Annotated in this window: 17 protein-coding genes; 6 read left to right on the top strand and 11 right to left on the bottom strand. The window is 72.6% G+C overall.

Annotation, left to right across the window (positions count from 1 at the left end):
• Positions 1 to 83: 83 nt before the first annotated feature.
• Positions 84 to 959, bottom strand: coding sequence for a 3-methyl-2-oxobutanoate hydroxymethyltransferase (panB, locus tag ACTVZO_RS12975; protein WP_443298517.1), 876 nt, complete (start codon positions 957 to 959; stop codon positions 84 to 86).
• Positions 960 to 1,269: 310 nt separating this feature from the next.
• On the opposite strand from panB, the gene ACTVZO_RS12970 reads away from it, so the two are divergent.
• Positions 1,270 to 2,292, top strand: coding sequence for an endonuclease/exonuclease/phosphatase family protein (locus tag ACTVZO_RS12970; RefSeq protein WP_443298516.1), 1,023 nt, complete (start codon positions 1,270 to 1,272; stop codon positions 2,290 to 2,292).
• Positions 2,293 to 2,371: 79 nt separating this feature from the next.
• On the opposite strand, the gene ACTVZO_RS12965 is transcribed toward ACTVZO_RS12970, so the two are convergent.
• From ACTVZO_RS12965 to ACTVZO_RS12950, 4 genes are all read right to left on the bottom strand, one after another.
• Complete coding sequence (locus ACTVZO_RS12965; RefSeq protein WP_443298515.1) at positions 2,372 to 4,126, bottom strand: NAD+ synthase; 1,755 nt, start codon at positions 4,124 to 4,126, stop codon at positions 2,372 to 2,374.
• A gap of 72 nt (positions 4,127 to 4,198) precedes the next feature.
• A complete protein-coding gene (locus ACTVZO_RS12960; RefSeq protein WP_443298514.1) occupies positions 4,199 to 5,494 on the bottom strand; it encodes a hypothetical protein in 1,296 nt (431 codons plus the stop codon).
• Positions 5,495 to 5,571: 77 nt separating this feature from the next.
• Positions 5,572 to 6,654 (bottom strand): IS630 family transposase, encoded by a 1,083-nt coding sequence (locus ACTVZO_RS12955; protein ID WP_443303152.1) that lies wholly within the window; start codon positions 6,652 to 6,654, stop codon positions 5,572 to 5,574.
• Positions 6,655 to 6,879: 225 nt separating this feature from the next.
• Positions 6,880 to 8,481 (bottom strand): multicopper oxidase family protein, encoded by a 1,602-nt coding sequence (locus ACTVZO_RS12950; RefSeq protein WP_443298513.1) that lies wholly within the window; start codon positions 8,479 to 8,481, stop codon positions 6,880 to 6,882.
• Positions 8,482 to 8,622: 141 nt separating this feature from the next.
• Between ACTVZO_RS12950 and ACTVZO_RS12945 the strand changes: the two genes are divergently transcribed.
• Both ACTVZO_RS12945 and ACTVZO_RS12940 read left to right on the top strand, forming a co-directional pair.
• On the top strand, positions 8,623 to 9,333 hold the full coding sequence (locus tag ACTVZO_RS12945; protein ID WP_443298512.1) for a DUF998 domain-containing protein: 711 nt from the start codon (positions 8,623 to 8,625) through the stop codon (positions 9,331 to 9,333).
• The gene (locus ACTVZO_RS12940) at positions 9,330 to 10,268 is read left to right on the top strand and encodes an alpha/beta fold hydrolase (protein WP_443298511.1); all 939 of its coding nucleotides are present in this window, start codon (positions 9,330 to 9,332) and stop codon (positions 10,266 to 10,268) included. Before ACTVZO_RS12945 ends, ACTVZO_RS12940 begins: the two co-directional genes overlap by 4 nt.
• On the opposite strand, the gene ACTVZO_RS12935 is transcribed toward ACTVZO_RS12940, so the two are convergent.
• The 4 genes from ACTVZO_RS12935 to ACTVZO_RS12920 form a co-directional block, all read right to left on the bottom strand.
• Positions 10,253 to 10,672: a CBS domain-containing protein gene (locus ACTVZO_RS12935; RefSeq protein ID WP_443298510.1), complete on the bottom strand. Its 420-nt coding sequence runs from the start codon at positions 10,670 to 10,672 to the stop codon at positions 10,253 to 10,255. The two genes, ACTVZO_RS12940 and ACTVZO_RS12935, sit on opposite strands and share 16 nt — an antisense overlap.
• Positions 10,673 to 10,825: 153 nt before the next feature.
• Positions 10,826 to 11,572: a DUF305 domain-containing protein gene (locus tag ACTVZO_RS12930; protein WP_443298509.1), complete on the bottom strand. Its 747-nt coding sequence runs from the start codon at positions 11,570 to 11,572 to the stop codon at positions 10,826 to 10,828.
• Entirely contained in the window at positions 11,569 to 12,240 is a 672-nt protein-coding gene (locus ACTVZO_RS12925) for a DUF3105 domain-containing protein (RefSeq protein WP_443298508.1), read from the bottom strand. Before ACTVZO_RS12925 ends, ACTVZO_RS12930 begins: the two co-directional genes overlap by 4 nt.
• Before the next feature lie 53 nt (positions 12,241 to 12,293).
• Positions 12,294 to 12,494, bottom strand: a complete 201-nt coding sequence (locus ACTVZO_RS12920) for a hypothetical protein (RefSeq protein ID WP_443298507.1) — start codon at positions 12,492 to 12,494, stop codon at positions 12,294 to 12,296.
• Positions 12,495 to 12,927: 433 nt separating this feature from the next.
• Between ACTVZO_RS12920 and ACTVZO_RS12915 the strand changes: the two genes are divergently transcribed.
• Together ACTVZO_RS12915 and ACTVZO_RS12910 are read left to right on the top strand one after the other, a co-directional pair.
• Positions 12,928 to 14,289 carry a glutamine synthetase family protein gene (locus tag ACTVZO_RS12915; protein WP_365917224.1) on the top strand — a complete coding sequence of 454 codons (1,362 nt, stop codon included), beginning with the start codon at positions 12,928 to 12,930 and terminating at the stop codon, positions 14,287 to 14,289.
• 189 nt (positions 14,290 to 14,478) lie between these two features.
• Positions 14,479 to 15,765 (top strand): phthiocerol/phthiodiolone dimycocerosyl transferase family protein, encoded by a 1,287-nt coding sequence (locus ACTVZO_RS12910; RefSeq protein WP_443298506.1) that lies wholly within the window; start codon positions 14,479 to 14,481, stop codon positions 15,763 to 15,765.
• 10 nt (positions 15,766 to 15,775) lie between these two features.
• Here ACTVZO_RS12910 and ACTVZO_RS12905 read toward each other — a convergent pair whose 3' ends face one another.
• Positions 15,776 to 17,227 carry an MFS transporter gene (locus ACTVZO_RS12905; protein WP_443298505.1) on the bottom strand — a complete coding sequence of 484 codons (1,452 nt, stop codon included), beginning with the start codon at positions 17,225 to 17,227 and terminating at the stop codon, positions 15,776 to 15,778.
• 141 nt (positions 17,228 to 17,368) lie between these two features.
• On the opposite strand from ACTVZO_RS12905, the gene ACTVZO_RS12900 reads away from it, so the two are divergent.
• Positions 17,369 to 18,190: a helix-turn-helix transcriptional regulator gene (locus ACTVZO_RS12900; RefSeq protein ID WP_443303151.1), complete on the top strand. Its 822-nt coding sequence runs from the start codon at positions 17,369 to 17,371 to the stop codon at positions 18,188 to 18,190.
• A gap of 92 nt (positions 18,191 to 18,282) precedes the next feature.
• Here the strand turns inward: ACTVZO_RS12900 and ACTVZO_RS12895 are convergent, their stop codons facing one another.
• The gene (locus ACTVZO_RS12895) at positions 18,283 to 20,340 is read right to left on the bottom strand and encodes a PIG-L family deacetylase (protein WP_443298504.1); all 2,058 of its coding nucleotides are present in this window, start codon (positions 20,338 to 20,340) and stop codon (positions 18,283 to 18,285) included.
• Positions 20,341 to 20,346: the final 6 nt, after the last annotated feature.

Genomic DNA, 20,346 nt, shown 5'->3' with positions numbered 1-20,346 from the left:
AAGCACCGACAGCCGGCCGACACGCGTGCGACAGCCCGCCGGCATCGCGTCGGCGGGCTGTCGGTCACTGCGGGTGCCGACCGCTAGTGGAAGGCGTGCTCCGCCTGCGGGAACGTTCCGCCCACCACGTCCGCGGCGAAGGCCTTCGCCGCGTCGTTCATCGTCTGGCGCAGGTTCGCGTACTGCTTCACGAACTTCGGCATCTTCCCGCCGGTCAGGCCCATCATGTCGGTCCACACCAGCACCTGCGCGTCGCACTCCGCGCCCGCGCCGATGCCGACCGTCGGAATGTGCAGGGACCGGGTGACCTCGGCGGCCAGCTCGGCCGGGACCAGCTCCAGCACCACGGCGAAGGCCCCCGCGTCCTGCGCGGCCTTGGCGTCGCGCAGCAGCTGGTGCGCGGCCTCGTCGCTGCGGCCCTGGACCCGGTAGCCCATGGCGTTGACCGACTGCGGGGTCAGGCCCAGGTGGGACATGACGGGGATGCCCGCCTGCACGATCAGCTCGGTCTGCGCCAGCGAGCGCTCGCCGCCCTCCAGCTTCACGGCCCCCACGCCGGCCTCCTTGACGAGGCGGGTGGCGCTGCGCAGCGCCTGCACGGCACCTTCCTGGTACGAGCCGAACGGCATGTCGCCGATGACCAGGGCGCGGCTCGTGCCCCGTACGACGGCGGCCGACAGCATGGTCATCTGGTCCATCGTGACCGGGACGGTGGTGTCGTAGCCCAGGTGGCAGTTGCCCATGGAGTCGCCTACGAGGATCACGGGGATGCCGGCCTCGTCGAACACGGACGCGGTCATCGCGTCGTAGGCGGTCAGCATGGGCCACTTCTCGCCGCGTTCCTTGGCGAGGTTCAGGTCGCGGATCGTGATGCGCCGGGTGCCGGTGCCGCCGTACAGGGTGGGGCCCGACGGAGAGGCTGCTGCGGGTTCGCGGGCAGGCGAAACGGCATGCGTCATTGCAACTGCTCCTAGTGTCATCTCGAGGCGCCCTCACGGCGTCCCCGGACTCATCACCCATGGTCGCACCCGGGTGGCCCGCGGCGGAAGTGGCCGCGGCGGCGGACCGGACCCGCCCCGCCCGCACCCCACTCCCGCTCGAGCCAATGTGAGCGTTCTGTGACAAGCGGAACCCGTGGCGTACGGACGTTCGTCCTGCGGAACGTACGGTCGCGACAGGCGGTCGTGAGGTAACGCACGGAAGGCTCCGTACATCGCCTAGGGTCAAGGGGCGGGAACGGAGCGCGAGCACGGCAGTGAGGGCGGCGGCATGGCACAGGCGTACATGACGGAAAAGGGGAACGGCGGCTCGGAGCCCGAGCCCTCCGGATCCCGCTTCCGACGCCGGCTGGCCGAGCTGCGGGGCGACCGGGGGATCTGGCGGCGCGGGCTGGTGCTGGCCGGGTTCTCCGTACTGATCTCGCTGGTCATGATCTTCCACGCACAGCTGCCCAACCAGGTGGGCAACCTCGGCAGCCTCACCGAGACCTTCCTGCCCTGGCTGGGCCTGGCCGTGCCGGTGCTGCTGGCCGCCGCCCTGCTGCGCCGGTCGGCGACCGCGCTCATCGCGATACTGCTGACGGCCGTGGTCTGGGCGAACCTGTTCGGCGGCCTGGTCACCGACAAGTCCGGCGCCGGCGGCAACCTCACCGTCGCCACCCACAACGTGGACGCCGACAACGCCGACCCCCGCGGAACCGCCGAGTCCGTGGCGAAGTCCGGAGCCGACGTCCTGGCCCTGACCGAGCTCAAGGGGAACGTGGTCCCGGTCTACGAGAAGGCCCTGGCGGCCACGTACAAGTACCACTCCGTCGAGAACACGGTCGGCATCTGGAGCAAGTACCCCCTGACCGCCAGCGCCCCCGTCGACATCAAGATGGGCTGGACCCGGGCCATGCGCGCCACCGTCGACACCGCGCACGGACAGGTCGCCGTCTTCGTCGCCCACCTGCCCTCGGTACGGGTCAAGCTGAACGCGGGCTTCACCGCCAACCAGCGCGACAACAGCGCGGACGCGCTGGGCGCCGCGCTCGCCGCCGAACCCCTCAAGAAGGTCATCCTGCTCGGCGACCTCAACGGCACCATGAACGACCGCGCCCTGTCCGAGGTCACCTCGCAGATGCGCTCCACGCAGGGCGCCGCGGGCGACGGCTTCGGCTTCAGCTGGCCCGCCCAGTTCCCCATGGCCCGGATCGACCAGATCATGGTCCGCGGGATCACCCCGAAGGCCTCCTGGACCCTCCCGCGCACGGGCAGCGACCACCTGCCGATCGCCGCGCGGCTGAACGTCTAGGCCGCCCGTACGCACACGGAAGGGGCCCGCCGCATCAGCGGCGGGCCCCTTCCGTGTGCGTACGGGCCGGGCGCGGCGGCTACGCGCGTTCGCGCCAGCCGTTCGTGATCGGCAGCCGGCGGTCCTTGCCGAAGCCCTTCGCGGAGATCTTCGTGCCCGGCGGGTACTGGCGGCGCTTGTACTCCGCCGTGTCCACCATCCGCAGGATCTTCGCGACCAGCTCCCGGTCGAAACCGGCCGCGACGATCTCCTCCAGGCCCTTGTCGCGGTCCACGTACAGGGCCAGGACCGCGTCCAGCACCGGGTAGTCCGGCAGCGAGTCCGTGTCCACCTGGCCCGGGCGCAGCTCGGCGCTCGGCGGCTTCACGATCGAGTTCTCCGGAATCGGCGGGACCTCGCCGCGCTCGGCCGCGGCCCGGTTGCGGTACCGGGCGAGCCGGAAGACGTCCGTCTTGTACACGTCCTTGATCGGGCCGTACGCGCCCACCGAGTCCCCGTACAGGGTCGAGTAGCCGACGGCCAGCTCCGACTTGTTGCCCGGGGCCAGCACGATGTGGCCCTCCTGGTTGGAGACCGCCATCAGCATGGTGCCGCGCAGCCGGGACTGGAGGTTCTCCTCGGCGAGTCCGGTCAGGCCCAGCGAGCCCATGTAGGCGTCGAACATCGGCTCGATCGGCACGGTCCGGAAGTTCAGCCCGGTCCGCTCGGCCAGCTCGGCCGCGTCGCCCCGGGAGTGCTCCGAGGAGTACTTCGAGGGCATCGAGACGCCGTGGACGTTCTGCGCGCCGACGGCGTCGCAGGCGACGGCCGCGACCAGCGCGGAGTCGATGCCGCCGGAGAGGCCGATCAGGACGGAGCGGAAACCGTTCTTCCTGACGTACGCGCGCAGGCCCACGACCAGCGCGTCGTAGACCTCCTCGTCGTCGTCGAGGCGGTCGGCGTACCCGCCGGGGACGACCGGCTCGTAGGCCTCGACCGCTTCCTCGGACAGGATCACCCGGTCGATGCGCAGCCCGTCGTCGACCACGCCCTCGGGCGCGGCGGGCTGCGCCGCGGGAAGGTCGAGGTCGACGAGCACGCAGCCCTCGGAGAACTGCGGGGCGCGGGCGATGACCTCGCCGCTGCCGTCGACGACGATCGAGTCCCCGTCGAAGACCAGCTCGTCCTGCCCGCCGGTCATCGCCACGTAGGCGAGGGTGCAGCCGGCCTCCTTGGCCCGCTTCTGCACCAGTTCCAGGCGCAGGTCGTCCTTGTTGCGCTCGTACGGGGAGGCGTTGATCGAGATCAGCAGGCCGGCCCCGGCGGAGCGGGTGGCCGGGACCCGGCCGCCCTCCTGCCAGAGGTCCTCGCAGATGGCCAGGGCCACGTCGACGCCGTGGACCCGGACGACCGGCTGGGTGTCGCCGGGCACGAAGTACCGGAACTCGTCGAACACGCCGTAGTTGGGGAGGTGGTGCTTGGCGAACCGCAGCACGACCTCGCCGCGGTGCAGCACGGCGGCCGCGTTCTCCGGGGAGCCGGCCGGACGGCCGAGCCGGGGGGCCGAGGCGTCGCTGCGGTCGAGGTAGCCGACGACGACCGGCAGGTCACCGAAGCCCTCGTCCGCCAGCCGCCGTGCGAGGTCGCGCAGGCCGGTGCGGGAGGCCTCGACGAAGGACTCCCGCAGGGCGAGGTCCTCGACGGGGTACCCGGTCAGCACCATCTCGGGGAACGCCACCAGATGGGCGCCCTGCTCGGCGGAGTGACGGGTCCAGTGGACGACCGAGTCCGCGTTGGCCGCGATGTTGCCGACGTGCGAATCGATCTGATTCAGAGCGAGGCGTAGTTGAGGCACGGGGCCCAGTGTAATCGTCTTTCTGACGCGATGTCCTGGGCCCCGGCCGCCTTTCCGTTCCGGACCGCCGGGTCAGGTGACGGGACCGGTGTACTTCACGTCGTCGAGCAGGGTTCCCGCGGAGATGTCCGCGCTGATGCTCGCCGTGCCCTCGGGCACCTCGTACGCGATGACCCCGCTGGCGGACTCGCCGGGCAGGATCGAGCCCCGCACCATCTTGGGGACGCCGCCGCCGGAGCCGCCGCTGTCGAAGACCAGCTCGGCGGTCATGCCCTTGTCGTCGCGGACGTTGGGCACGGCGTAGATCACCTCGTGCGGCTCGGTCGAGCCGTTGGTGATGGTCACCGTGATCTGGATCGCGTTCTTCACCTGCTCGCGGGCGATGATGCCCTTCGGCTGGTACTTCTTGGGCGCCGAGAGGCTCACCTTGACGCCGTTGTCGTACGTGAAGGTCTCGCCGAACGGCAGCGCGCTGGTCAGGCCCGGCACCTGGGTGGGCGAGGGCGAGGGCGAGAACTTGGGCTTCGGCGAGGAGTCGGGGTAGGGGACCAGCTCGGGGTCCTCCCAGTCGAGGCGGCGCTCGGCCCGGTCGGCGGCCTTCTCGATGACGAGGGCGGAGAGGAAGACGCCGCCGACGGCCGCGCCGAGGCCGACCACGCCGAGGACGGTCCCGGTGACGGCCATCGCCTTGCGCGGGGCGCCCTTGGAGGCGCGGACCAGCGCGCCGATGCCGAGGCCCAGGGCGGTCGCGGCGAGGATGGCGCCGGCCCAGAAGAAGAAGGGGACGAGCGCGACCAGGATCCCGACGATGCCGACGACGAGGGCGGCCACGGCCAGCCCGTTCGTGGTCGGGAGCAGCGGCGGGTACCCGTGGTACGGGGCCCCGCCGTAGCCGGGCGCGGGCTGGGCCCAGGGGCCGCCGGGACCGCCGGGTGCGCCGGGTGCGCCGGGTCCGCCGGGTCCGCCGGGTCCGCCGGGTCCGCCGGGTCCGAAGCCGCCGGCCGCGGGGTGCGCCGGGGGAGCGGGTGCGGCGGGGGAGGGCGGGGCGAACGGGTTCGGCGCGGGCGCCGCCGGCTGTACCGGAGGTGCGGGCTGCTCGGGCGCCGGGGTCTGGCCGGGGGCCGCGGGCTTGTCCGGGGACAGCGGCGCGTCGGACGACCGGGCGTCGGACGGCAGCGGCTTCTCGAGCGAAGTCTTCTCGGGCGAGGGCTTCTCGGGGGACGCCTGCTTGTCCAGGGACAGCGGCGGTTCGGGTGTCGTGGGCTGCGGGAGCGGCTTGGCGGCGGGGGCCGCCTCGGGTATGGGGGTGCCGGCCGGTTCCGTCGGGGGACCGGTCGGCGGGGTGGGCGGGTTCGGCGGGGTGCTCATACCGGCGGAGGCGTCCTTTCTGATCCCCGCAAGGGTGCCACGCCGACGCCCCGGTCCCCGCCGGGTTTTCCGTGCCCCTAGTGTCCTGAGTCTGGAATTCTGTTCAGATAGCTGGCGAGTCGTTCGAGGATGTCGTCCGCGGTCTTGGTCCAGGCGTAGGGCTTCGGGTCGCTGTTCCAGGTGGCGATCCAGTCCCGGATGTCCTTCTCCAGGGCCTGCACGGACTTGTGGACACCTCGCCGTATCCGCTTGGTGGTCAACTCGGCGAACCACCGCTCCACCAGGTTCAGCCAGGAGGATCCGGTGGGCGTGAAGTGCAGGTGGAAGCGGGGGTGCGCCAGCAGCCACTTCTTGATGTCCGGGGTCTTGTGGGTGGCGTAGTTGTCCAGCACGAGGTGGATCTCGAGGCCGGCCGGCATTTCCTTGTCGAGCTTGACCAGGAACTTCTTGAACTCCTCGGCCCGGTGGCGGCGGTGCAGGGATCCGATGACCTTGCCGGTGGCGACTTCGAGTGCGGCAAAGAGCGTGGTGGTGCCGTGCCGGACGTAGTCGGCCGTCCGCCGCTCGGGCACCGCCGGCATCATCGGCAGCACCGGCTGGGACCGGTCCAGGGCCTGGATCTGCGACTTCTCGTCCACGCAGAAAACCAGGGCCCGCTCCGGCGGGTCCAGGTAGAGGCCGACGACATCGTGGACCTTGTCGACGAAGTACGGGTCCGTGGACAGCTTGAACGTCTCGGACCGGTGCGGCTGCAGACCGAACGCCCGCCAGATACGGGACACCGTCGACTGCGACAGGCCGGTCTCTTTGGCCATCGACCGCGTGGACCAGTGCGTCGCGCCCTTCGGCGTCGACTCCAGCGTCTTGGTGACGAGGGCGGCGACCTGCTCGTCCGTCACCGTCCTCGGGCCGCCCGACCGTGGCATGTCCCCCAGGCCCGTGATGCGGTACTGCACGAACCGGGCTCGCCACCGACCCACCGCCTGAGGTGTGGAACCGACCAAGGCCGCGACGTCCTTGTTCGTCGCACCTTCGGCACTGGCCAGGATGATCCGGCAACGCAAGGCCCAGGCCTGCGGTGTCGAGCGGCGCCGCACCCAGCCCTCGAGCGCGGCCCGCTCCTCATCCGTGAGCACCAACTCGGCCTTCGGCCTCCCCATCGCCATACCGAAAAGCCTACATCTGAACAGAATTCCAGATTCAGAACACTAGGGCCTGTCGTCAAACTCCCGTCGTCGCCCGGAGGGCGGCCCTGCGACGCCTGGCACGCACTCTCGCCGCACCGGCCGGAAGCCCGGGTACGCCCAGCACGCAGGCTTCCGGCCGGCACGCCGAGAGCACGCACCGGACGCCAATCCTTCCCCACGGGCATCCGTCAGACACCCCTAGAGCTGGTAGCCGATCACCGTCATCATCCCGGACTCCGAGTGGTAGACGTTGTGGCAGTGCGTCATCCACAGCCCCGGATTGTCCGCGTCGAACTCGGCCGTCAGCCTGCCGCCCGGCAGCAGGATCGCGGTGTCCTTCCGGGCCCCGCCCGCCTCGCCGGCCAGCGCGAACGTGTGCCCGTGCAGGTGTACCGGATGCCACATCGGCGTCGCGTTGCGGAAGTCCAGCCGGACCCGTTCGCCCGCCTTCACCGGATGCCGCTGGTCCGGTGTGTACGGCTTGCCGTCGAAGGCCCAGTTGTAGCGCGACATCGACCCTGTCAGCCTGATCTGCACCGTCCGGTCCGGCTCGCGCGGGGCCAGTGCCGCGGACTCCGCCGGCCTGAGCACCTCCGCCGTCAGCGGGCGCCCGTCCAGCTCGGCCGGCCGGGTGGCGGCCGTGGGCGCCGTCCCCGCACCCGTGCGCAGCACCGCGAGCGCCGACCGGCCCTTGCCCTCGGCCAGCGCGGTCAGCGGGAACACCCCGTCCTTCGCGGTGACCAGGACGTCGTACCGCTCGCCCATCCCCAGCAGCAGCGCGCCGGTCTTCGCGTGCTCCACGGGGAAGCCGTCCGTGTGGGTGACCGTCAGTTCGTGGTCGCCGAGCGCGATCCGGAAGGCGGTGTCCCCGCCCGCGTTGATCAGGCGCAGCCGGATCCGGTCGCCGGGACGGGCGGTGAAGACCGACGGGTCCTCCGGGACCTTTCCGTTGATCAGGTAGTGCGGGTAGTCGACGTCGCCCGCCTCCTTGCCGAGGACGTCGCTGTCCGCGCCCACCAGGAGCCTCGAGGGCCCGCCGGTGGGGGCCGGCCCGCGGTGCGCGGCATGGGCGGAGCCGTTCTGTCCCTTGCGGAGTTCGGCGAGCACGGCGTCCGGGGTCGCGCCGTCGACCCCGTCGATCCAGTCGTCCAGCACCACCACCCACTCCTTGTCGTAGGCGAGGGGCTCCTTCGGGTCCTCGACGATGAGCGGGGCGTACAGGCCGCGGTCCTGCTGGACCCCGGTGTGCGGGTGGAACCAGTACGTCCCCGGCTCGGTCACGGCGAACCGGTAGGCGAACGAGCCGCCCGGGGCGATGTCCCGCTGGGTCAGCCCGGGCACCCCGTCCATGTCGTTGCGCAGCGCGAGGCCGTGCCAGTGCAGGGAAGTCGGCTCGGGCAGGTTGTTGGCGAGGGTCAGGGCGAGGGTGCCGCCCGCGGTCACCCGTACCTCCCGGCCCGGCAGCCGGTCCCCGTACGCCCAGGAGCGGACCGTGTGCCCGCCGCCGAGGTCGAGCGGGGTGGCGGTCGCAGTGAGCCTGACCTCGGTGACCGGCCCGGTGGCCTTGCGGGTGGCCTCGGCGGCCTTGACCTCCGGACCGGCCGGGTCCACGTACCCCTCGGGCCCGTCGGCGGCCGGGCCGCCGTGGTGCATGGACCCGTGGGGGCCCTGCCCGGAGTCCGGTCCGGAGCCCGGCCGGGGAGGGCGGGCGCAGGCGGCGAGCAGACCCGATCCGGCACCCGTCACGGCGACGGCGGCGGCGGCGCCGAGCACGGCGCGACGGGTGGGAAGAGAGCGCATCGAAGCACCTCACGGGTCGGGTTTGCCGCGCCCCCGAGCGGCGCGGCGGCTCGCCGGGAACTGCACGTCAAGCCCGGACGTTACCCGGGGCAGGTATCCGATCTGAGGACCGACGCCACGTTGCATAGGATTAGTCACACTATGTCCATACATGGCCTCTCTTCGCGCCCGCCTCGGACGGCCCTGCCCGTTGCCGCCCTCATAGGTCTGGGCGCCGCCGCCTACACCGCGTGGGTGCTCGAAGTCGTCCTCTCCACGGGCCTCAACCCCATCGAAACCTATGTGAGCGAGCTGGCCGCCCAGGACCAGCCGCTCGGCGGCCTGTTCCGGGCCACCGACTTCACCGCCGGAGTGCTCGTCTTCCTCGGCGGACTGCTGGCGCTGCTCCGGCTGGCACGGCACGCGGAATCTCGCCGTCCGTGGACGGTGGCCGGCTGGGCCGGGGTCACCCTGTTCGGCGCGGCCACCGCCGCCGACGCCTGGCTGCCGCTGAGCTGCGCGCCCACCGTGGACCCCGAGTGCGCCGCGCGGGAGACCGCCGGACTCGTCCCCGCCACCCATCAGGCCCACGCCGTCAGCAGCAGCCTGGCCATGACCGGAGCCCTCGTCGGGATCGTGGCCCTCACCATCGCCGCCCGCCGCTACGGCTGCTTCGCCCCGCTCGCCCGCTACGGGCCCGTGCTCGTCGTGCTCGAACTGCTCGCCACCGCCTGGACCCTGTCGGCCATCGCGATGTTCACCGCCGGGCGCGGCACCTGGGCGCTGGGCGCCGGGCAGCGCCTCCAGGTGCTGTTCGTGGCGCTCTGGCTGGGCCTGCTCGCGTACTCGGTCCACCGGGAGCGCCGTACATGAACGCGCCGTACAAGAACGCGGGGCACCGGGACGCGGGATACGGGTACGCGGGATACGGGGGCCCGGGGTACCGGAGCCGGTTCGTGCGCGTGGACGTGGACGGGGTCCCGCTGCACGTCGTCGTCGAAGGCGAGGGGCCGGTGGCCGTGCTCAGCGCCGGGCTCGCCATGGCCTGGTTCGACTGGGACGCCGTCTCCGCACTGCTCGTGGCCGGCGGCCGCACCGTCGTCCGCTTCGACCGCCCCGGGCACGGCCTCAGCGGCCCGGCCGGCGCTCCGGCGACCGCGGCCGGGGAGGCCCACCGGATCGCCGGGCTGCTGGACGCGCTGCGCCTCACCGGCCCCGTCACCGTCGCCGGGCACTCGATCGCCGGATTCCACGCCGAGGCCTTCGCCCGCCTCCACCCGGAGCGCACCGCAGCCCTGGTGCTGGTCGACTCCAGCGTGGAGGAGGCCCCCCGTGCGCTGCTGCCCCAGCCGCTGCGCACCGCCGCCGCCCGCGCGCTCGGCCGGGCCGTGACCGCCGCCGGACTGCCCGCCGCGCTGGGACCCGCGGCCCGGCGGGCGACCGTACGGGCCTCCCGTACCGGCGGCGGTGATCCGGCCGCGCGGGACCTCGTACGCCGCTGCTACCGCACCGGCCGCGTCTGGCGCGGGGCCCTGCTGGAGAACGCGGGCTACCCGGACGCGGCGGCCGAGGTCCTGGCGCTGCGCGGGACGCGTCCGCTGACTGCACCGGCCACCGTACTGGCGGGCCACGACGGCTCCGGGGGCCGTGGCGCCCTGCGCTGGCTGGCCCGGCAGGCGGACCTCGCCGACCGGCTCGGGGCCCGCTTCGAGGTCGCCGAGCCCGCCGGGCACCTGGTCATGCTGGACCGCCCGGACGAGGTGGCCCGGGCGGTCCTGCACACCGCGCGGCGTCAGGACCGCGCGTAGACCTTCTCGGCCCAGCCTGCGATCTGGTCCTCCGTGAGGTGCTTGGCCAGGTCGGCCTCGCTGATCATGCCGACGAGCTTCTTGTCGCGGATCACGGGCAGCCGCTTGATCTGGTGGCTCTGCATCTCCTCGAGCACCTCCGACACGTCCGCTCCGGCGTCGATCCAGCGCGGTGTGCCCTGTGCCATGTCACCGGCCGTCACCTTCGCCGGGTCGTGGCCCTTGGCCACGCAGCCGACCACGATGTCGCGGTCGGTCAGGATGCCGCAGAGCCGTTCCGACGTGTCGCTGATGGGCAGCGCGCCCACGTTCAGGCGGGCCATCAGCTGCGCGGCCCGGTCCAGGGTTTCGGTGGCGGGGATCCACTGGGCCCCGGCGTGCATGATCTCTCCGGCGGTGGTCATCGCGTCAACCTCCTGAGCGCCGTCGTGCGGCGGGACGCGGACGCGGCCGCCGCGGCGTCCCCCGGCCGGTACGGGGGAAGGGGGACGTGCAACGCGGAGTGCACGCCCGTACGGCTGGGAGGCGCCCTCCCACCACCGTACGGGCGTGTCCCGTCACCCGCGCGGCGCAGCCCCGCGCTGTCCGAGCATGTTCGCCATCAGGGTGAGCTCCGAGCGCTGCGCGTCGACCATGCCCTGCGCCAGCTCCCGCTCGACCGGGGTCTGGCACTGCTGCGCGCAGCCCTCGGCCATCGCGACGCCGCCCTTGTGGTGGTCGGTCATCAGCTGGAGGTAGAGCACCTCGGCGTCCCGGCCGGAGGCCGCGTCCAGCCGGGCGATCTCCTCCTTGGTGGCCATGCCGGGCATCAGCGCACCGGGCTTGGCGGCGTGCCCGCCGCCGTGACCGGCGTGCCCGCCGGTCTCCGACGTCCCCGACGTCCCCGACGTCCCCGACGTCCCCGACGTCCCCATCCAGGACATGGGCGGCTCGCCCGCCACCACCTTCGGCAGCCCCCACAGGTCCAGCCAGCCGAGCAGCATGCCGCGCTGGTTGGCCTGGGTGTTGGCGATGTCGTAGGCCAGGCTGTGCACCGCCTCGTCCTGCGTGCGGTCCCGGACGATGAACGACATCTCCACCGCCTGCTGGTGGTGCACCGCCATGTCCCGGGCGAAGCCCGCGTCCGGCGAGTGCAACGCCGGTGTGCGGGCCTGCGCCCCGGAGCCGCCCGTGTCACCGGACGCGGCGGTGACCGTGGCCGCCGCCGCGAAGAGCAGCGCCAGCAGCACGGCCGTGCCCGCGACCCAGTACGTACGGGGCGTGCGGCGGACGGCGGGGCCGTCGTCGCCGGACGGCAGGCTCACTGGGCGGCCACGCCGCTGGTGCAGGACGCGCCCGGCTCCGGGGTCTGCTGGCCCTGCACGTACTTCGTGAAGAACTGCGCCACGCGCGGGTCGTCAGCCTTCTCGACCGTCAGCTGCTTGCCCCAGGCGCTGAGCATGATCGCGCCGGCCTGCTCCTTGACCGGGCTCATCAGCGTGTACGGAAGGCTGCCCACCGTCTTGGCGAGCTTGTCCACGTCGCTCTGGGCGGCCTTCTCGTTGTACGTCACCCAGACCGCACCGTGCTCCAGCGAGTGCACGGCGTTCACCTCGGGCACCGGGCTCTTGTAGACGTCGCCGTTGCAGTTCATCCAGCGGGGGTGGTGGTCACCGCCGACCGGCGGGTTCATCTCGTACTTCACGGGAGTCTCGACGTGGTTGCGGCCGAGGTTCTTCGCGTCCCAGGTCTGCTCGCTGTCGACCGGCGTCTTGCGGGCCAGTTCGACGGCGTCCTTCTTGCGCTGCTCTTCCTGCTTCTGGCCGATCAGCACCCAGGCGCCGAAACCGACCAGGCCGACGACGATGACCGAGGAGGTCGTGATCGCGATGGCCTTGTTGCGCCGGTCGCGCGCCTTTTCGGCCCGGCGCATCTCGGCTATGCGCGCCTGGCGGGAGTGCTGGTCTGTGGTCTTTCCGGACTTGCTGGCCATGGTGCCCTGGTTCCTTCTTCAGAGGGGGGTGGATGGACGCGAAACCGGACCCGTCAGGTCCGCAGCACCTGGAGCGCATGCAGGTCGGGAGCGCGCGCGAGCGCGAGGGGAGCCCGGATCCGGCCCGGCCCGCCGGCCGGGGCCACCGCCGGCGGACTCCCGCCGGCCACGGTCACGGCGGGCGGCGGCACGGGCAGCAGCCCCGGCGTCACGTGCGCGAGGGCCGAGCAGCCGGGGAGGTCGTACGGGGACACGCAGACGGAGCGCGCGGCGAGGTGCCCCTGAACCTGCTGACCTTGCCCTTGGCCTTGACCTTGGCCTAGCCCTTGTCCTTGCCCTTGTCCTTGGACATCGACCGGGGCGGGGGACTCACCGGGCCGCGCGCAGAACAGCAGCACCCCGAAGACCACGCACGCGAGCACACCCGCGAGCGCGCCGAAGGCCGCCCTCAGGACGGCGCGCGGAAGGCCGGGGCGTGTGTAACGCCCCCCTCGCGTGTGCTGCCGGCCCCCCATGGGCGCAGATGGTAATGCTCATGACGGGTCCATGGTCAGTGCGGGGGTGCCGCGAGCTGTGCCGGGTGCGTAATGTGGCGGAAACCACCGCTGGCGATACTGGGCCGGCCCGACTGCGCCCACGGCTCGGCGGTGGTGGTGCACAGGCCGTCTGAACTGCGAGGATGAAGGCATGGACAAGCAGCAGGAATTCGTCCTCCGGACGCTTGAGGAGCGAGACATCCGCTTCGTGCGCCTGTGGTTCACCGACGTACTGGGCTTCCTGAAGTCCGTCGCGGTCGCCCCCGCGGAGCTGGAGCAGGCCTTCGACGAGGGCATCGGCTTCGACGGCTCCGCGATCGAGGGCTTCGCGCGGGTCTACGAGTCCGACATGATCGCCAAGCCGGACCCGAGCACGTTCCAGATACTGCCGTGGCGCGCGGAGGCCCCCGGGACCGCCCGGATGTTCTGCGACATCCTGATGCCGGACGGCTCCCCGTCCTTCGCGGACCCGCGCTACGTCCTCAAGCGCATCCTGGCCAAGACCTCGGACCTGGGCTTCACCTTCTACACCCACCCCGAGATCGAGTTCTTCCTGCTGAAGGACAAGCCGCTGGACGGCACCCGCCCGGTCCCCGCCGACAACTCCGGCTACTTCGACCACACCCCGCAGAACGTGGGCATGGACTTCCGCCGCCAGGCGATCACCATGCTCGAATCCATGGGCATCTCGGTCGAGTTCAGCCACCACGAGGGCGCCCCGGGCCAGCAGGAGATCGACCTCCGCTACGCCGACGCCCTCTCCACGGCCGACAACATCATGACCTTCCGCCTCGTCATGAAGCAGGTCGCCCTCGAACAGGGCGTCCAGGCCACGTTCATGCCCAAGCCCTTCTCGGAGTACCCGGGCTCGGGCATGCACACCCACCTCTCCCTCTTCGAGGGCGACCGCAACGCCTTCTACGAGTCGGGCGCCGAGTACCAGCTCTCGAAGGTGGGCCGCTCCTTCATCGCGGGCCTGCTGCGCCACGCCGCCGAGACGGCCGCCGTCACCAACCAGTGGGTCAACTCCTACAAGCGCATCTGGGGCGGCTCCTCCCGCACGGCAGGCTCGGGCGGCGAAGCCCCCTCGTACATCTGCTGGGGCCACAACAACCGCTCGGCCCTGATCCGCGTCCCGATGTACAAGCCGGGCAAGACGGGCTCCTCCCGCGTCGAGGTCCGCTCGATCGACTCGGGCGCCAACCCCTACCTCACGTACGCCGTCCTCCTGGCCGCCGGCCTGAAGGGCATCGAGGAGGGCTACGAACTCCCGGCCGGCGCCGACGACGACGTCTGGGCCCTCTCCGACGCCGAACGCCGAGCGATGGGCATCGAACCCCTCCCGCAGAACCTCGGCGAGGCCATCGCCCTGATGGAACGCAGCGAACTGGTCGCCGAAACCCTCGGCGAACACGTCTTCGACTTCTTCCTGCGCAACAAGAAGCAGGAGTGGGAGGAATACCGCTCGGAGGTAACGGCCTTCGAACTCCGCAAGAACCTTCCCGTGCTGTAGCCGCGGCTCAGCGGCAGTATCCGAGTCACACGACCCTCCGGGCCGGCGGCGCTCAGCCGTCGGCCCGGAGGCGTGTTCGGAGGTGGGCGGGAGTGGGGCACCGGTGAAACGCGACCCGGGGCGTGCAGGGTGGTCCCGGGGCCGGGGTTGCCGGTTGCCTCGGCGTGGGTGCGGGAGAAGGGGAGCCACATGAACGGGTCTGCTGTCGTGCGGCCGTTGGCGCCGAGCGAGGTGACGTTCGCGGGTGCCGGGGTGTACATGGGCTATGCCGTCCGGGTGTCCGGCGGGCTGGATACGGTGGCGCTCGGCGTCGCCTACGAAGCAGTGGTGCGGGCCTTTCCGGTGCTCGGGGCGCGGTTGGAGCCGGGGGACGACGGCGGGTTCGATCTCGTCGCCGCCGCGCCGGGGTGCGTACCGGCGATCTCCGTGGTGGACGGGGATCCCGAACGGCTGGTCCACGAGCAGCAGTTCGACCAGGGCGCCGTCCTCAGCCACGTGTCCGTCGTCCGCGCCGGCGAGACCGCGAGCGTGGCGCTGTTCACCCATCACGCCATCGCGGACGCCCACCACTCGCTGGCCGTCCTCGCCGAACTGTGGTCCTGCTACACCGATGTGGTGAACGGGATTCCGCCCGAGCGCGCGGTACGCCCGTACCCGGTGCCGGTCGAGCAGCTGCTCGCCGAACGCGGCATCGAGAAGAGCGGGCCTGCGGTGCCGACGGCGGGGCCCGGGGCCGATGGCGAACCGGCCGTCGTCGAAGCGCCGGCGGACGCCGCCGCCGTGCACCTCCCGCTGCTGGTCACGCGGCGCCGCCTGTCCGTCGCCGAGACCGCGGCGCTCGTCGCGCTCGGGCACCGGGAGGGCGTCACGGTCAACGGGCTGGTCTCAGCCGCGATCCTGCTGGGCGACGCCGAGATCCGCGGACTCCCGCCGGCCGAGATGACCTACGTCTACCCGGTCGACCTGCGCACCCGGATCACCCCGACCGTCGGTACGACCGACGGAACCAACCTGCTCGGGGCCGCCGTCTACCGGCCGGCGCAGGAGCCGACCTCGCTCGTCGAGCTGGCCCGCGGCATCTGCGCCTCGCTGGCGCAGGCCATCGCCGACGGAACCGTGCAGCAGTCGCCGCTGCACATCCCCCGGGGGACCGCGCCGCGCGCCACACCGCCGCCCCCGGGACTGCTGATCGTCACCAACTGGGGCCGGGTGCCGGCGCCGCGCGCACCGGAAGGCCTGCGGATCACCGACTTCCGCTCGGCCGTCGTCCCGGCGTCCCGCCCGGACGCGCCGCCTCCGCCGCAGCAGCCGGGCGGCGGCGCCTGCATCCTCAGCACCTTCGCCGGCCGCCTGAGCATCGAGTTCCACCACACCGCGGCGGACGCCGCACAGCAGCGACGCCGCGCCGACACCCTCACGGCCGGGCTGCGCGACGCCGTGTCGGCCCCGCGCCCCTCGGCGCCGTCGCGGGGGTGAGGGCCGCCGGCTACGGGGCGACGCCCCGGCGCGGCCGCCTCCCGAGGCGGCCCAGACCGACCGCCACCAGGAGGGCCGCCGCGAGCAGGATCGCCGTGTCGATCACCAGGACCGTGCGGACCCCGTCGAGCAGCGCCGTCCGGGTCGTGGCCAGGACACCCAGGAGCGGGATGCCGATGGTCAGGCCGACCTGCTGGGTGGTGGTGACCAGGCCGGTCGCCAGGCCCTGCTCCTCGTCGGGCACGCCGCTCGTCACCACCAGCCCGTACGAGATGATCGCGCCGAGGTGGCACATGCTGGCCAGGGAGACGGCCACGGTCGCCAGCAGGGCGCCCGACTGCGCGCCCGCGCCGAGCAGCACGGCCGTGAGCAGGCCCTGGCCGGCCAGCGAGGCGACCAGGATGCGGCGGGCGCCGAAGCGGCTGATCACCCGGGGGGCGTACGCACCGGCCACCACCGAGGCCGCGCCCTGGACGCCGAACACCAGCCCCGTACGGAACGACGACAGCCCCAGCGTCTCCTGGAGGTAGAGCGTCAGCACGAAGATGACCGTGGACATCATCGAGAACGTCACCAGGCCGCCCACATTGCCCCAGGCGACCGTACGCCGCCTCAGCATCGGCAACGAGACCAGCGGAGCGGGGGACTTCGACTCCACCACCACGAACGCGGTGAGCAGCGCGAGTCCGACGGCCAGCGTGCCCCACACGTCCACACCGCCGAAACCGCGCTCCGCCGCCGTCGACAGGGAGTAGATCAGCGAGAGCAGACCGCCGGTGACCGTGACGGCGCCCGGCACGTCCAGCCGCGGCCGCTCGGGCGTACGGGACTCCGGCAGCAGCCCGGGCGCGAGGAGCAGCACGATCACCGAGGCGACCGTGAGCAGGCCCATCGTGGAGCGCCAGCCCAGGGTGTCGGTCATGACACCGCCGAGCAGCATGCCGACGGTGAAGCCGAGAGAGAGCAGGGTGCCGGAGATGCCGAGCGCCTTGTCGCGCAGCGGGCCCTCGGGGAACGTCGTGGTCAGCAGGGACATCCCGGTCGGCACGATGACCGCCGCGCCCAGGCCCTGCAGGGCCCGCCCGGTCAGGAAGGACGCCGGGTCCCAGGCGAGGGTGGCGAGCAGCGAGGCCGCGCCGAAGACGACGAGGCCGGCCAGGAACAGTTTCTTGCGGCCGAACAGGTCGGCGATCCGCCCGAAGAGGAGCAGGAAGCCGCCGGACGGCAGCGCGAACGCGGTGACCGCCCACTGCAGGGCGGACCGGCTCAGCCCCAGGTCCTCGCCGAGCACCGGCAGGGCCACGTTGAGTACGGAGAAGTCGAGCGCCACCATGAACTGGGCGGCGCAGAGTACGAAGAGGACCAGTCGGGCGCGGCCGGAGAGCCGCTCGGGATCCGGTGCCGCGGTGCGCCGCCCACCGTCCGTGGTGGTGCCGGGTGTCGTCTGTGTGTTGATCGCCATGGCCACCACCCTCGTGGCCCGGGAATGCCCGTGGAGAGTGGGAACTTATCCTGTTGGCGGTACCACCAGGCAGCTGAACAGGGGGATTTCGTGACGCCTGCGTCCGAGCAGCACCGCCGGGCCGAACTGCGCGAGTTCCTCATGAGCAGACGGGCCCGGGTCACTCCCGCCGAGGCCGGCCTGCCGGACGGCGGCGCCCGCCGCCGTACTCCGGGCCTGCGCCGCGAGGAGGTCGCGGTGCTCGCCGGAGTGGGGGCCTCCTGGTACCAGTGGCTGGAACAGGGCCGCGACATCACGGTGTCCTCGCAGGTACTGGACGCGGTGGGCCGGGTGCTGAAGCTCTCCAGCGCCGAACTGCGGCACCTGTACGTCCTCGCCGGGCTCAACCCGCCCGCCCTCCAGGTCGCCCCCGCCGACCGGGACATGTGCCAGGGGCTGCGCCGGCTGATCGACGCCTGGATGCCGTTCCCCGCGCACATCATGGACCGGTACTGGAACACGGTGTTGTACAACGACGCGGCCTCGCTGGTCTTCGGGATGCGTCCGGAGATCGTGCAGAACTGCCTGATCGCCTTCTTCACCGACCCCATCTACCGGGCCCGCTCCACGCACTGGGAAGAGGTCGCCTGCCAGGTGGTGGCCCAGTTCCGGGCGGCCTGGTCGGACCACCCCCACGACGAGGGCTTCGGGGCCGTGGTCGAGGAGGCGCGGGAGCTCAGCCCGGAGTTCGCCGAGCTGTGGGGGCGGCGGGACGTCGAGCCCGGCGGCCAGCTCGAGAAGCAGATGGAACACCCCGTCGTCGGCAGGCTGTCCGTGGAGTCGACGCAGCTGCGCGTCCCGGCCCGCCCCGACCTGGTGATCGTGCTCCACACCCCGCTGCCGGGCACCGAGACGGCGGAGAAGCTGGAGTGGCTGACCTCGCCGGAGGGTCGGCGCGGGTCGATGTACCCCGTCGCCGGCTAGCACCGCGCGCGTCACGGCACGTCGCGCTCAGCGCACCTCCTGCTCAGCGCACCTCCTGCTCAGCGCACCTCCTGCTCAGCGCACCTGCCGCGTCAGCGCACCGCGCGGCGCCAGGTGGGCCCGCCGGGTGCCGTGGCCGCCGTGGTCGTGTGGAGCTGTGCGTCCAGGCCCAGCACCGCCATGGTCGCGCCCGCCGGTTCGGCCACGGCCGCCGGCGCGCCCGCGTACAGCATCCCCGACTCCGTCCACGCGGGCGGGCCGCCCAGCCCCGTCGTACCGACGGTCCCGCTGTCCGCGCGGCCCGTGATGTGCCGGCCCGCGACGCCGACCGCGCCGTATCCGGCCCGGCCGCCCGCCTCCGCGACGCTGGAGACCTGGAGCTTGCCCGGGCCCGCCGTGACCAGGGCGGAGCGGACGACGCCCGAGTCCGGGCGGCGGAAGTACAGCCGGACGCCCGCGCCCTCCGGGGCCGCCGACAGCGGGACCGTCGTGGCGGGCAGGCCCGTCCGCTGCGGTCCGGCCAGCGGGGCGCCGGGCGCGGCCTGGGTCCAGGCCAGGACCGAGGTGACGGTGGTGACGTACACGTGACGGCGCCCGGCGGAGTCGACCGCGGTCACCGGGTCGCTCTGCAGGTCCTCGCCGCCCAGCCGGCTCCAGGCGGAGAACCCGCCGTTCGGCTGCTGGGCGGTGGCGCGCAGGGTGCGGCGGGAGTCGCGGACGTAGACGGTGAGCCGGCCGTCCGCGTCCACGGCCGCGGCCGGAGCGCTGATCGCCGAGGTGCCGTCGTCGTCGGCGCGCTCGGGGCTGCCGAGCGACTGCCACGGCCCGAACGGCCCGTCGGGCGCGGACTGGACGGCGTACACGACCTCGCGCCGGTAGTCCTCGGGCCGCGCCGTGCCGAAGACGGTGCGGGTGGCGAGGACCGCGATCCGCCCGTCCGGCAGCCGGGCCGTGGTCGCGCCCGGGTCGATGCCCGTGCCCGGGAGGAGGGAGGGGCCCGTCCACTCGCCGCCGGGGTTCCGCGTCCAGAAGGCGGTCTGCCCGTCCAGCGTGGCGAAGGCCCAGAGGCGGCCGGGCGTGCCCTCGACCAGCCAGGACGTGTGGTCGGCGCGGGTGTAGCGCATCGACTGGGCCCAGTTGCGCCCGGTGGGGTTGCCCGCGACCTTGCGGTCGCCGCAGCCCGAAGGGGAGCCGCAGTAGTCCTGGTGGTCCTGCCAGGCGTACGTCCGCAGGAAGCCGGTCTTCGTCTCGGCCGTCTGCGGGTCCAGCGCGTGCGGCAGGGCGCTGTTGTGGTAGCCGAGGTAGCTCTGGACCGAGAAGCGCGGGCGGTCCGTGTACTGGGCGGCGTAGGCGGCCGAGGCGGCCTGCACGAACCGCGCCCCGTACATGTGGTCCTGGTGGTCGGTGAACCGGCCGGTCTCGCTGTACCGGCCCGGTGTCGGGTCCTGCATCCGTATCGTCGTCGGCCGGTAGCGCGCCAGCACCCCGGCTATCGACTGGACGAGCTGGTCCTTCGTGTACGTGAACCGCTGCCTGACCGGGGTGCCGGAGGTCAGCTGGGCCCCGAGGGCGGGTATCCGCCCGTTCCACAGGCCGCGCAGGCTGTCGGGGGTGTCGGCGCCGGTGCTGCGGGCCTCGCGGAGCTGGAACCACACCAGGTTGACGTGCGGCTTGGCTATCAGGATGTCGAGCTCGGCCTGCCCGCCGCCCGCGGTGGGTATGACGGTGCGCTTCCAGGCGCTGGTGCGGTCGCCGGTGGCCATCTGCGCGTAGGCGGAGCGTATGCCGTTCTGCCGGGCCTCCGCGTAGTGGGTGCGGTCGGCGGGCTGCTCGGGGTCGCGGACGGTCGCGCCGTGCGCCTCGTTGCGGCCGTCGGCCTCGCCGGAGGTCAGGTAGGCGGTGGTGACGGGGACGCCGGACAGCAGCGAGCGGCTGAGGTCGGGGTTCATGAAGAACAGGTCGTCGTCGGGGTGCGCGACGACCTGGACGACCGATCCGGCGGTGAGACTCGCGGGCAGCGCGGCGACGGCGGTCTTCTCCTGGGTGGCCTCGGCCGAGGTCTGCTGGCCGGAGGCGAACGCGAGCACACCGGTGGAACCGGCGGTGAGCACGCCGAGCAGAGCCGCGAAGCGGCGGCGGGTCAAGGGCATCGGGCA

The organism is Streptomyces sp. IBSNAI002 (assembly GCF_052244475.1).
In the GTDB taxonomy this organism is placed as follows: Bacteria; Actinomycetota; Actinomycetes; order Streptomycetales; family Streptomycetaceae; genus Streptomyces.
This window is presented reverse-complemented; position numbering and strand designations above follow the sequence as displayed.